General features: G+C 44.2%; 13 protein-coding genes. All 13 read left to right on the top strand.

Going from position 1 to position 12,457, the window contains the following annotated elements:
* The first annotated feature begins 37 nt into the window (after positions 1-37).
* The 13 genes from glyA to J2S10_RS20025 all read left to right on the top strand — a co-directional run bounded on the left by glyA (position 38) and on the right by J2S10_RS20025 (position 12,140).
* A complete protein-coding gene (gene glyA / locus J2S10_RS20085) occupies positions 38-1,279 on the top strand; it encodes a serine hydroxymethyltransferase (RefSeq protein ID WP_307411413.1) in 1,242 nt (413 codons plus the stop codon).
* Positions 1,280-1,444: 165 nt separating this feature from the next.
* Positions 1,445-2,074 carry a uracil phosphoribosyltransferase gene (gene upp / locus J2S10_RS20080; protein ID WP_307411410.1) on the top strand — a complete coding sequence of 210 codons (630 nt, stop codon included), beginning with the start codon at positions 1,445-1,447 and terminating at the stop codon, positions 2,072-2,074.
* A gap of 209 nt (positions 2,075-2,283) precedes the next feature.
* A complete protein-coding gene (locus J2S10_RS20075; protein WP_307411407.1) occupies positions 2,284-4,518 on the top strand; it encodes a S8 family serine peptidase in 2,235 nt (744 codons plus the stop codon).
* 368 nt (positions 4,519-4,886) lie between these two features.
* Positions 4,887-5,108 carry an AtpZ/AtpI family protein gene (locus tag J2S10_RS20070; protein ID WP_307411404.1) on the top strand — a complete coding sequence of 74 codons (222 nt, stop codon included), beginning with the start codon at positions 4,887-4,889 and terminating at the stop codon, positions 5,106-5,108.
* 6 nt (positions 5,109-5,114) lie between these two features.
* Entirely contained in the window at positions 5,115-5,489 is a 375-nt protein-coding gene (locus tag J2S10_RS20065) for an ATP synthase subunit I (RefSeq protein ID WP_307411401.1), read from the top strand.
* A gap of 22 nt (positions 5,490-5,511) precedes the next feature.
* On the top strand, positions 5,512-6,225 hold the full coding sequence (atpB, locus tag J2S10_RS20060; protein WP_307411398.1) for a F0F1 ATP synthase subunit A: 714 nt from the start codon (positions 5,512-5,514) through the stop codon (positions 6,223-6,225).
* A 63-nt stretch (positions 6,226-6,288) separates the two neighbouring features.
* Entirely contained in the window at positions 6,289-6,501 is a 213-nt protein-coding gene (atpE, locus tag J2S10_RS20055; RefSeq protein WP_026572680.1) for a F0F1 ATP synthase subunit C, read from the top strand.
* Positions 6,502-6,604: 103 nt separating this feature from the next.
* Positions 6,605-7,129 (top strand): F0F1 ATP synthase subunit B, encoded by a 525-nt coding sequence (locus J2S10_RS20050; protein ID WP_307411393.1) that lies wholly within the window; start codon positions 6,605-6,607, stop codon positions 7,127-7,129.
* A complete protein-coding gene (locus tag J2S10_RS20045; protein ID WP_307411390.1) occupies positions 7,126-7,662 on the top strand; it encodes a F0F1 ATP synthase subunit delta in 537 nt (178 codons plus the stop codon). Before J2S10_RS20050 ends, J2S10_RS20045 begins: the two co-directional genes overlap by 4 nt.
* 24 nt (positions 7,663-7,686) lie before the next feature.
* Positions 7,687-9,195, top strand: a complete 1,509-nt coding sequence (gene atpA, locus J2S10_RS20040) for a F0F1 ATP synthase subunit alpha (protein ID WP_307411386.1) — start codon at positions 7,687-7,689, stop codon at positions 9,193-9,195.
* Between the two features lie 85 nt (positions 9,196-9,280).
* Positions 9,281-10,138, top strand: coding sequence for an ATP synthase F1 subunit gamma (gene atpG, locus J2S10_RS20035; RefSeq protein ID WP_307411383.1), 858 nt, complete (start codon positions 9,281-9,283; stop codon positions 10,136-10,138).
* Between the two features lie 172 nt (positions 10,139-10,310).
* Positions 10,311-11,711 carry a F0F1 ATP synthase subunit beta gene (atpD, locus tag J2S10_RS20030; protein ID WP_307411380.1) on the top strand — a complete coding sequence of 467 codons (1,401 nt, stop codon included), beginning with the start codon at positions 10,311-10,313 and terminating at the stop codon, positions 11,709-11,711.
* A gap of 21 nt (positions 11,712-11,732) precedes the next feature.
* Positions 11,733-12,140, top strand: a complete 408-nt coding sequence (locus tag J2S10_RS20025; protein WP_307411378.1) for a F0F1 ATP synthase subunit epsilon — start codon at positions 11,733-11,735, stop codon at positions 12,138-12,140.
* Positions 12,141-12,457: the final 317 nt, after the last annotated feature.

The raw sequence follows: 12,457 nt of genomic DNA, 5'->3' as shown, positions 1-12,457 counted from the left end.
GTGTCTTTCGATATATACAAGCCAGAGGAGGATAAACATGAAGCATTTGTCACAGCAGGATGAGCAGGTATTTCAAGCAATTCAACAGGAATTAGGCCGTCAACGCGGAAAAATTGAACTAATTGCCTCAGAAAACTTTGTCAGTGAAGCAGTAATGGAAGCTCAAGGATCCGTTTTAACAAATAAGTATGCGGAAGGGTATCCGGGACGCCGTTATTATGGCGGCTGCGAATACGTAGACGTTGTGGAAGACTTGGCTCGCGACCGTGCGAAAAAGATTTTCGGTGCGGAATATATCAACGTTCAGCCGCACTCCGGAGCACAAGCCAATATGGCTGTTTACTTCACCATTCTTGAACATGGTGACACAGTGCTTGGTATGAATTTATCTCACGGCGGCCACTTAACACACGGCAGCCCTGTAAACTTTAGCGGTATTCAATATAAATTTGTTGAATACGGTGTGGATGAAACCACTCAACGTATTAACTATGATGATGTTCGTGCAAAAGCTCTTGAGCATAAGCCAAAGCTAATTGTTGCCGGTGCAAGTGCGTACCCGCGCGAAATTGATTTTAAAAAATTCCGCGAAATCGCTGATGAAGTAGGCGCTTACCTCATGGTCGATATGGCACACATTGCCGGTCTCGTTGCTGCAGGCTTGCACCAAAATCCGGTGCCGTATGCAGATTTTGTGACGACAACTACACATAAAACATTGCGCGGCCCTCGCGGCGGGATGATCCTATGCCGTGAAGAGTTTGGAAAGAAAATTGACAAATCAATTTTCCCTGGGATTCAAGGCGGTCCGCTGATGCACGTTATTGCAGCGAAAGCCGTTGCTTTTGGCGAAGCACTTCAGGACAGCTTTAAAGAATATGCAGGAAACATTGTTAGCAATGCAAAACGTCTTGCCGAAGCACTTCAAAACGAAGGAATTAATCTTGTATCCGGCGGAACTGACAACCACCTATTGTTAGTGGATGTACAAAACCTCGGCTTAACGGGTAAAGTAGCTGAAAAGGTTCTTGATGAGATTGGGATTACGGTTAATAAAAACACGATCCCGTTTGATCCGCAAAGCCCATTCGTAACAAGCGGTATCCGTATCGGAACAGCTGCTGTAACAAGCCGCGGCTTCGGTTTGGAGGACATGGACGAAATCGCCTCCATCATCGCTTTTACATTAAAAAATCATGAAGATGAAGCAAAGCTTAAGGAAGCAAGCGAACGCGTCGAAGCGTTAACAAACAAATTTACGCTTTATCCTGAATATTAATCTCTCTGAAATCGGCCTCTTGATAAAAGAAGGCCGATTTTTTTGCGTGCTATTTTCAAAAAATTTTTACTAGTTATCGAGATTGGAGTCGTAGTTGCTCATTGCCTCTTTTTTCTGTAAAATTAGACGAAGTGTTTCAATTTAATAAAAGAAGGGGCGATAATTGTGGCAAAGGTATACGTTTTCGACCACCCGCTTATTCAGCATAAACTTACTTACATACGTGATAAAAACACAGGAACAAAGGATTTCCGCGAACTGGTAGACGAAGTAGCAACATTAATGGCTTTTGAAATCACACGGGATATGCCGCTTGAGGATATAGAAATCGAAACACCTGTATGTACAACAAAATCCAAAGTTCTCTCCGGAAAAAAAGTAGGATTAGTGCCTATTTTGCGCGCCGGTATTGGCATGGTCGACGGGATGTTAAAATTAATTCCTGCCGCCAAAGTAGGCCACATCGGTTTATACCGTGACCCGGAAACCCTAAAGCCGGTCGAATACTATGTGAAGCTCCCTAGCGACATTGAAGAGCGCGATTTCATCGTCGTTGATCCAATGCTGGCGACAGGCGGTTCGGCAAACGAAGCAATCCGCTCGTTGAAAAAGCGCGGCGCCAAAAGCATCAAATTTATGTGCTTAATCGCTGCACCTGAAGGGGTAGAAGCAGTCAAAACCGAACACCCTGATGTCGACATCTACATCGCAGCACTAGATGAGAAACTAAATGACCACGGCTACATCGTACCTGGCTTAGGCGATGCCGGCGACAGGTTGTTTGGAACAAAATAAAAAATTTGCCGAGTGGACCAGGTCCGCTTGGCTTTTTTTGATTTGAGGCGTGAATTCCGCAAACTTTTGCTTTGATTCCATGAATTCAGCAAAAATCACAATTTCCCAGGCTATTGAAAGCAACAATTTTATCCAAACATTTAATCGCCCAAAAACTGCATACTTTCCCCGGTAGATGAAAACGATATCCAAAAAGGGGAATTTACCACATGAAAAACCTAATCCTGCTTCTATTCGTACTAGTCCTTTCCGTCCAATCACCAACCTATGCCCACACACTAACACCCCCGCCCATTCCAAAAGACGTACAGGAAACAATTGCAATTGTTGTACTCGACAACCCGAAATCAGAACAGGAAATCAGACAGTTTTTAGCACCCTATAAAGACATCCAACTGCGCCACATTTTCCAAGAAGCGATTTACGGCTTTTCGGTTAAAGGAACGCAGGACTCGATCGCCAGACTCGCGCTGCACCACAAACAAATTTTGACGATTTCTCCAGTTGCCGAATATAGGGCGGAAACGGAAGAAGGGGTAAAAATTATTGGCGGGGAAGAGGTCCGGAAGCTTTTTGACAAAAAGAATGAGCGGCTGACAGGAAAAGGAGTGACGGTCGGCGTCATCGATACGGGGGTGGACTATACTCATCCCGATTTAAGACGGAACTATGCGGGCGGCCATGACCTGGTCGATGGTGATAATGACCCGATGGAAACGCGCGCCATCGGAAAAGCAACCCTGCATGGCACCCATGTGGCGGGGATTATTGCGGGCAACGGGAAAATACAAGGCGTCGCCCCGGAAGCGAAGATTATTGCCTACCGTGCCCTCGGTCCCGGCGGCGGCGGAACAACAGAGCAGGTGCTGGCGGCGATTGAGCAGGCGATAAAAGATAAAGTGGACATCGTCAATCTCTCACTTGGAAATGATATTAACGGACCTGACCTGCCGATTAGCCTTGCGTTGAACCGCGCGGTCGACAAAGGCATCACGGCTGTAGCGGCATCGGGCAATTCCGGGCCGAATGTCTGGACGGTTGGCTCACCGGGTACAGCCTCTAAGGCCATCTCTGTCGGGGCCTCGACACCGACAATGGAGATACCCTATTTATTAATAGAAGGAATGCGGGATAGATTTAAGCTTCAACCGATGGAGGGCTCGGAAAAATGGGCGCTGGACCGCTCCGTTGAAATCGTCGATGGCGGCATCGGAATGAAAGAGGAGTTGAAAAATGTTCAGGGCAAAATGGTGCTCATCAAGCGGGGGCGATTAACGTTTACCGCTAAGGCTCAAAATGCGATTGCTGCGGGGGCAAAAGCGGTCATCATTTATAATAATATGAGCGGGAGCTTTATTGGGAATTTGGAAACTCCGAGTAGCATACCCGTGGGTTCGCTCTCAAAGCATGACGGAGATATTTTATCAAAAGAAATGAAAAACAAACGTCTCTCGGCTAGGTTAAATATAATAGAAGAAAAAGATCGGCTGGCCGAGTTTAGTTCCCGGGGGCCAGTGACGGGGACGTGGGAGATCAAGCCGGACATTGTCGCGCCGGGAGTAGCGATTAACTCGACGGTCCCCGGCGGATATCTTTCGCTGCAAGGAACAAGCATGGCCGCACCGCATGTTGCAGGAGCCTGCGCATTAATTAAACAGGCCCATCCAGATTGGACGCCGGCCGAAATCAAGGCGGCGCTGATGAATACGGCAAAGCCGCTGGTGAAAAACACCGGGGTACCGGGGCAGGTTCCAATCTACTACCGGACCTATGAACAAGGGGCGGGAAGACTCCAGGTGGACGATGCCGTCAAAGCGGAATCGCTCGTAACTCCGAGTTCGATTAAGTTCGGCAAATTTGCTTTTGGTGATCAGCGGGCGGTGCACAAAGTTAATTTGCATGTTGGTAATGTGTCTAACCAACAGCTCAGGTATTCGTTTGCTGTTCCTGAGCATGTCGACGGACTTGAGTGGAGATTCCCGCTGATGTTTACGTTAGCGCCAAAACAAGCTCGTGATATTACCATTGAGCTCAAAGTTGAGCCGATGGTTTTTAAAGGGAAAATACAGGACGGTTATCTGAGTTTGCATGCGGGCGCCAATGAAATCCGCATCCCGTACATTTATGTGCTCGAGGAGCCGGATTACCCGCGGGTAATGGGCTTTGACTTCGGTGAAGGGGATAAGCCGGACCAATATCACTATGAGGTATATTTGCCGGGCGGTGCCGAGGAATTTGGAATTGCTTTATTTAACCCCGGGGATTACCGCTTTGTCGGATTTTTAGATACGGGACGGAATCTGAAGAAGGGGCTGATTAAGAAGGATATCCCTGTAGAGCAGCTTCCTGCCGAAGGAACCTATCTGGCGAAAGTGTTCGCCAAAAAGGCCAATCAGGAGGACTTTATTGAAACGATGATAACGATTGTGAAAAAGACGGAGTAAAAAGGGCGGAACGGCCGCCCTTTTTCTATTACTTAGCTGATTGAGGGGTGCTCGGAGGGACAGATATTTTCCAGTGAAAGCCTTTTCATATATTGGTATTATGATGGAGCGGCAAAGGGGGAAAATGCAGTGCAAACGAGGCTTGAAAAGCCATGAAAAATACTATACCGATATAATGAAAAACTGGGAATTGTTTGTGGAATATTTCACGTAAATGCATTGACATTGACAAGTCCCTATTGTATGCTAACAAAGGGTATAAAATGATAGGGTTTTCACATAGGTTTGTTGTATTAACACAGTGTTAATCTACTATATCATTTACCACTTGCCCGGCTCTCATTCTCTTATAGTGAGGATGCGATAATATGCATCAAAAAAACCGCAACCCATTTAAAGCAATGGCTTTGATGTCCGCAATTGTCTCCCAGTTAGTCGGTTCCATTCTTATAGGTGTTTTTTTAGGCAGATGGCTGGATCGACATTGGGGTACCGAGCCAATTTTCTTAATAATCGGATTGCTAATCGGATTAGCGGCAGGGACCTATTCCATGCTTCTATCAATCCGCCATTTCTATTCAGGAGATTAGATAACTATGCCGGAATTTAGAGTGATGTACAACAGGCAGCGGAAATGGATCTTTTACTTGTTGTCGTTTTATGTTCTTGGCTGGGGATTCACTTCTTACAAGACAATCTTTTTAGGATTGATTCTCGGAACTTGCTTTAGCTTCCTGAATCTATGGATGCTGGTAAGAAAGACAGAAAGCTTTGACAAAGCGATTGCCAAAGGGAAAAAGGTTCGGTCACTCGGATCGCTCCAAAGGATGGCAACCGCAGCGATTGCTGTAATTATCGCATTAAGATACCCGCAATATTTCCAAATTATTTACGTTGTTTTGGGACTAATGACATCCTATATTGTCATTATGATAGATTATTTTTATCATGCATTGCATGTTCATAAATGAATGGGAAGCGAGGTGAGTTTACATGCATCATGGAGCTCCTGAGGTAGAATTTTTGGGTCTTTGGTTTAATCTGGCCAACATCCTGATGATTACAGTTGCAAGTGCTATTGTTTTTATCATTGCCATTCTTTCCACCCGCAAGCTTGCTATGAAACCCACAGGGATGCAAAACTTTTTTGAATGGGTGATGGACTTTGTTAAAGGGATCATCAATAGTACAATGGATTGGAAAGATGGAGGAAGATTTCATATTCTTGGTATTACAATCATCATGTACATTTTTGTATCCAATATGTTAGGCCTTCCATTTGCAGTCGTAATTGACGAAAAGCTCTGGTGGAAATCACCGACGGCCGATCCGATTATTACGTTAACATTAGCTGTAATGGTTGTAGGGCTTTCCCATTTCTATGGCGTAAAGCTAAAAGGATTCAAAGGATATGGAAAAGGCTTTTTCAGTCCGATGGGATTCTTATTCCCGTTAAAAATTATTGAAGAGTTTGCCAATACACTGACTCTTGGCCTGCGGCTTTACGGGAACATTTACGCCGGTGAATTGCTTCTTTCGCTATTGGCGGGAGGATTGGCAACGTCAGGAATAGTGGGCACGATAGCAGCAGTGCCGCTAACACTTGTTTGGCAAGGTTTCTCCGTTTTCGTCGGTACTATCCAAGCTTATATCTTTACCATGTTAACAATGGTTTATATGTCGCATAAAGTCGGCCATGACCATTAATATATTTATGCAACAAAAAATAAACAATGATTTATTCATACAATTTCAAGGAGGAACAAAATAATGAATCTTATAGCAGCAGCAATTGCAATCGGTTTAGCAGCAGTAGGCGCAGGTATCGGTAACGGTCTTATCGTAGGACGTACAGTTGAAGGAATTGCCCGCCAACCGGAAGCTCGCGGATTACTTCAAACAACAATGTTTATCGGGGTTGCGTTAGTTGAAGCATTACCGATCATCGGCGTAGTTATCGCGTTCATGGTTTTAGGACGATAAAATTAGCGAAAAAACGAAGTGGCGAAGAGGCGTGTTTAAAACCTTCGCCATTCATTTATGTCTTACCGACGCTTAAGCGACTTCTGAAAGGAGTGAAATCCGAGTGTTTACAAGCAGTTTAGTTTTGGGTGCAGTAGAGAAAGCCCATTTTAATACTGGGGATGTAATTTTCCAGCTTTTAATGTTTATCATATTGTTAGCTTTGCTTAAAAAGTTTGCATGGGGTCCGTTAATGGGCATCATGAAACAACGTGAAGAGCATATTGTCAGTGAAATTAATGCGGCGGAAGAAAGCCGTTTAGAAGCTAAAAAACTTTTAGAAGAGCAAAGAAGTCTTTTAAAAGAAGCTCGTACAGACGCTCAAGGCTTAATTGAAAGTGCCAAGAAACAAGGCGATGTGCAGCGTGAAGAAATCATTGCAACAGCCCGTACAGAAGCTGAACGCATTAAAGAAGCAGCGAAATTGGAAATTGAGCAGCAGAAAGAAAAAGCGGTTGCCGCAATTCGCGAACAAGTTGCGTCGTTATCAGTCCTAATTGCCTCAAAGGTTATTGAAAAAGAATTGAGTGCAGCTGATCAAGACAAGCTTATTAACGAATATATCCAAGAGGCAGGAGAAGAGCGATGAGCAACTCCATGGTAGCAAAACGCTACGCGTTGGCTCTTTTTCAAATTGCGAAAGAACAACAGCTTCTTGGTACAGTGGAAGAAGAACTTCGTGTAGTGAAGGAAGTTTTACAATACAATACCGATTTAAAAGCTGTTCTAAAGTCTACAAAGCTTACGAATGAAAAGAAGAAAGAGATTTTAAAAGAAGCTTTTGCATCTGTAAATGTATATGTTCTTAATACATTGATGATTTTGATTGACCGCCACCGTGAAGAAGAATTAGTTGAAGTGGCAAACCAATTTATTGAACTTGCTAATGAAGAAATGGGAATTGCTGAAGCAAAAGTGTACAGCATCCGCCCGCTTTCAGATGCGGAACGTGAAGGAATATCCTCCGTGTTTGCAGCAAAAATCGGCAAGAAATCACTAAAAATTGAAAATATCGTTGATTCCGATTTGCTCGGCGGCATTAAGCTCCGAATCGGAAACCGTATATATGACGGGTCCTTGCGCGGCAAGCTCGATCGTTTAGAACGTAAATTATTAAGCTAAGATTCGAAGATAGGGGTGAAACTCATGAGCATCAAAGCTGAAGAAATTAGTGCCCTGATTAAGAAGCAGATTGAAAACTATCAGGCAGAAATTCAAGTGACTGATGTAGGTACTGTTATCTCAGTCGGTGACGGTATCGCACGTGTTCATGGCCTCGACAATGTCATGGCCGGAGAACTGGTTGAATTTTCAAATGGCGTTATGGGTATGGCACAAAACCTTGAAGAAAATAACGTCGGTATTATCATTTTAGGACCTTTCACAGAAATCCGTGAAGGTGACGAAGTACGCCGTACAGGCCGCATCATGGAGGTTCCGGTTGGTGAGGAACTTATCGGACGTGTTGTGAACTCGTTAGGACAGCCAATCGATGGTATGGGTCCAATCAATACAACTAAAACACGCCCTATTGAAGCGGTTGCTTCAGGCGTTATGGCTCGTAAATCCGTTCATGAGCCGTTACAAACAGGTATTAAAGCGATTGACGCGCTTGTACCGATCGGCCGCGGACAACGTGAGTTAATCATCGGTGACCGTCAAACAGGTAAAACATCTGTTGCAATCGATACAATCTTGAACCAAAAAGGTCAAAACATGATTTGTATCTATGTTGCCATCGGACAAAAAGAATCAACTGTACGCGGTGCGGTTGAAACGCTTCGTAAAAATGGCGCATTAGAATACTCAATCGTCGTTTCAGCATCTGCTTCACAACCGGCTCCAATGCTATTCCTAGCTCCATATGCCGGCGTTGCAATGGCTGAAGAATTTATGTATGCAGGCAAACACGTATTAATCGTATATGATGACTTGTCTAAGCAAGCGGCTGCATACCGTGAGCTTTCCTTGTTACTTCGCCGTCCTCCGGGCCGTGAAGCCTATCCTGGGGATGTATTCTACTTGCATAGCCGTTTACTGGAACGTGCAGCGAAATTGAGCGATGCCCTAGGCGCCGGTTCGATCACTGCATTGCCATTTATCGAAACACAAGCAGGGGACGTATCTGCTTATATTCCGACAAACGTTATCTCCATCACAGATGGACAAATTTTCTTACAATCAGACCTATTTTTCTCCGGTGTTCGTCCGGCGATCAACGCAGGTCTTTCCGTTTCACGTGTAGGTGGTTCCGCGCAAATCAAAGCAATGAAAAAAGTTGCCGGTACACTGCGTCTTGACCTTGCATCCTACCGTGAATTAGAAGCATTCGCTCAGTTCGGTTCAGACCTTGATAAAGCGACACAAGCAAAGCTTAATCGCGGTGCACGTACCGTTGAGGTTTTAAAACAAGATTTAAACAAGCCGCTTTCTGTTGAAAAACAAGTAGCGATTCTATATGCATTAACACGCGGATTCCTTGATGACATTCCATTGCAGGATGTTCGTCGTTTTGAATCTGAATTCCATAATTGGTTAGACCACAACCGCAAAGAGTTGTTAGACCATATTACCAAAACGAAGGATCTTCCTTCTGATGACGATATGGCTTCTGCAATCAACGCCTTCAAAAAGACGTTCGCAGTTTCCGAATAAGTAGGGTCTGACAATGGAACGGCAAAAGCACCGCCAGTCGGTGCTTTTAAGCCAAACATTCTTTGAATGAGGGTGGTGAGAACCTATGGCATCATTACGCGATATAAAAAATAGTATTAATGCAACGAAAAAGATGAGTCAAATTACAAAAGCAATGGAAATGACTTCTGCCGCTAAATGGAACCGTGGAGTGATGAATGCGAAAGCATTTGTTCCTTACATGGAAAAAATCCAGGAAGTGACCGCTGCGATTGCAATCGGCAGCAAGGGTATCAACCATCCAATGCTTCAAGCTCGTCCTGTAAAGAAAACCGGTTATATCGTCATGGCATCTGACCGCGGACTTGCCGGCGCCTTTAACAGTAACGTGCTTCGCCGCGTATACCAAGCCATCCAAGAACGTCATAAGTCAAATGATGAGTTTGCCATTATTGCGATCGGAAGAGTAGTGCGGGACTTTTTTGTCAAACGAGGCATAAATGTTGCACTCGAGATTATTGGTGTCTCAGACCAACCATCTTTCGCTGACATTAAAGATATGACCAGCAGTACCGTAGGCATGTTTGCTGATGGTACATTCGATGAACTATACGTTTATTACAATCATTATATAAGTGCAATTTCACAAGAAGTAACCGAAAAGAAGCTGTTGCCTCTAACGGATATTACACCTTCCGGAAAGCTAACTTCTTATGAATTTGAACCGTCTGCAGAAGAAATATTAGAAGTTCTCCTGCCTCAATATGCTGAGAGCTTAATTTTTGGCGCTCTATTAGACAGCAAAGCGAGCGAGCACGCAGCCCGAATGACGGCAATGAGAAACGCAACCGATAATGCAAAAGAAATGATCAAAAACTATTCACTAATCTACAACCGTGCCCGTCAAGCAGCGATCACACAAGAAATTGCGGAAATCGTCGGCGGCGCCGCAGCGTTAGAATAGGATATTTTTTAAAAAATGAACCCTGTGTAGGGTTTCTGATAGGTTTAGCATTTGGTAATGAGTGGCTCATCTCAAAATATGTATATGGACGGATATGAGTAAAGTGCGATTCAAAAGGTTCCTTTTAAAAAAAGGGGTTTGAATCCAAAGGAGTAAGTGAGGAGGGAAAAAGATGAACATTGGACGCGTTGTTCAGATTATGGGTCCGGTTGTTGACGTTAAATTCGAAAACGGCAAACTTCCTGAGATCTATAACGCATTGAGAATTAGTACTGAATCCATCAACTTAACCCTTGAAGTAGCGCTTCATTTAGGTGATGATACAGTTCGTACGATTGCGATGTCTTCCACTGACGGGTTAACTCGCGGTTTGGAAGTTGTGGATACAGGTAAAGCGATTTCGGTTCCGGTTGGGGATGTAACCCTTGGACGTGTATTTAACGTTTTGGGTGAAGTCATCGATTTGAATGCTGAGATTCCTGCGGAGGCTCGTCGTGATTCGATTCACCGCGAAGCGCCAACGTTTGAAAATCTTTCTACTGAGGTAGAAATTCTTGAAACGGGTATTAAGGTAGTAGACCTTCTTGCTCCATATATTAAGGGTGGTAAAATCGGTCTATTCGGTGGTGCCGGTGTTGGTAAAACGGTATTAATCCAGGAATTGATCAATAACATCGCTCAAGAGCACGGCGGTATTTCGGTATTCGCCGGTGTCGGTGAGCGTACTCGTGAAGGTAATGACCTTTATCATGAAATGACGGATTCAGGCGTTATCAAGAAAACGGCAATGGTATTCGGACAAATGAACGAGCCGCCAGGAGCACGTATGCGCGTTGCTTTAACCGGTTTGACTATGGCTGAATATTTCCGTGATGAGCAAGGACAGGACGTTCTTTTCTTCATGGATAACATCTTCCGTTTCACGCAAGCCGGTTCTGAGGTTTCCGCGCTATTAGGCCGTATGCCTTCAGCGGTAGGTTACCAGCCGACTCTTGCAACAGAAATGGGTAAATTACAAGAGCGTATCACATCTACTAACGTAGGTTCTGTTACTTCTATCCAAGCGATTTATGTACCAGCCGATGACTATACGGACCCGGCTCCGGCTACTACTTTCGCTCACTTAGATGCAACAACAAACCTTGAACGTAAGCTTTCTGAGATGGGTATCTACCCTGCGGTGGATCCGCTTGCTTCAACTTCGCGTGCGTTGTCACCTGAAATTGTCGGCGAAGAGCACTACTCAGTAGCCCGTAAAGTTCAACAAACCCTGCAACGTTACCGTGAATTACAGGATATCATCGCAATCCTTGGTATGGATGAACTTTCTGATGATGATAAGTTAGTCGTACTTCGTGCGCGCCGTATCCAATTCTATTTATCACAAAACTTCCACGTTGCTGAACAGTTTACCGGTCAGCCGGGCTCTTATGTGCCTGTTAAAGAAACTGTTAAAGGTTTCAAGGAAATCCTTGATGGTAAGTATGACCATCTTCCGGAAGATGCATTCCGTCTTGTTGGACGAATCGAAGAAGTCGTTGAGAATGCAAAACGCATGGGTGTAGAGGTCTAAAACCTGCCAGGAGGGTAAAAAATGAAGACGATTAAAGTCAGTGTTGTTACTCCCGATGGCCCGGTGTATGAATCAGATGTGGAAATGGTTAGTACGAAGGCACAAAGCGGTGATCTGGGAATTTTGCCGGGTCACATTCCGTTGGTTGCTCCGCTCGTAATTGGCGGCGTTCGTTTGAAAAAGGATGGAAAAACTGAGCATATCGCGGTTAGCGGCGGCTTTTTAGAGGTCCGTCCCGATCAGGTAACAGTTTTAGCCCAAACAGCTGAACTTGCATCCAATATTAACGTTGAACGTGCTCAAAGAGCGAGGGAACGCGCCGAACAGCGCCTTCAAGGCCAGCAACAGGAACACATCGATTTCAAACGTGCTGAGCTTGCCCTGCAACGTGCAATCAATCGCCTCGCCGTATCGGAAGGAAAAAGATAATATATATGTTAAACCCCTCTTGGCCTTTGGGCCGGGAGGGGTTTTTTGTATTTTTTTAAAAGTACCTTGATTTTCAAAATGTGTGAAAAGTTATAATAATAATAATGTTATCACTATTAAATATATTGAAATTGTGGTATTTATATCTTATAAAGAACTATTTTGATATACTGAACTTCTATTTGATCTGCAAAAAAGTAAAGATAAATGCTAGAAAAAAAACACTCTTAAAATTTATATTAAATTGTTTGAAAGTTCACCCTATTTTGATATTGACGGCAAACGTTATAACATGTAATAATATATTATAATACAAC

Source organism: Neobacillus ginsengisoli, from assembly GCF_030813055.1.
This window is presented reverse-complemented; position numbering and strand designations above follow the sequence as displayed.

Excerpts from the sequence above, each read along its gene's own strand:
- atpG (WP_307411383.1), top strand. The coding sequence starts at position 9,281 with ATGGCATCATTACGCGATATAAAAAATAGTATTAATGCAACGAAAAAG.
- J2S10_RS20065 (WP_307411401.1), top strand. The coding sequence starts at position 5,115 with ATGCCGGAATTTAGAGTGATGTACAACAGGCAGCGGAAATGGATCTTT.
- J2S10_RS20075 (WP_307411407.1), top strand. The coding sequence starts at position 2,284 with ATGAAAAACCTAATCCTGCTTCTATTCGTACTAGTCCTTTCCGTCCAA.
- glyA (WP_307411413.1), top strand. The coding sequence starts at position 38 with ATGAAGCATTTGTCACAGCAGGATGAGCAGGTATTTCAAGCAATTCAA.
- J2S10_RS20045 (WP_307411390.1), top strand. The coding sequence starts at position 7,126 with ATGAGCAACTCCATGGTAGCAAAACGCTACGCGTTGGCTCTTTTTCAA.
- J2S10_RS20025 (WP_307411378.1), top strand. The coding sequence starts at position 11,733 with ATGAAGACGATTAAAGTCAGTGTTGTTACTCCCGATGGCCCGGTGTAT.
- atpA (WP_307411386.1), top strand. The coding sequence starts at position 7,687 with ATGAGCATCAAAGCTGAAGAAATTAGTGCCCTGATTAAGAAGCAGATT.
- atpD (WP_307411380.1), top strand. The coding sequence starts at position 10,311 with ATGAACATTGGACGCGTTGTTCAGATTATGGGTCCGGTTGTTGACGTT.
- atpE (WP_026572680.1), top strand. The coding sequence starts at position 6,289 with ATGAATCTTATAGCAGCAGCAATTGCAATCGGTTTAGCAGCAGTAGGC.
- atpB (WP_307411398.1), top strand. The coding sequence starts at position 5,512 with ATGCATCATGGAGCTCCTGAGGTAGAATTTTTGGGTCTTTGGTTTAAT.
- J2S10_RS20070 (WP_307411404.1), top strand. The coding sequence starts at position 4,887 with ATGCATCAAAAAAACCGCAACCCATTTAAAGCAATGGCTTTGATGTCC.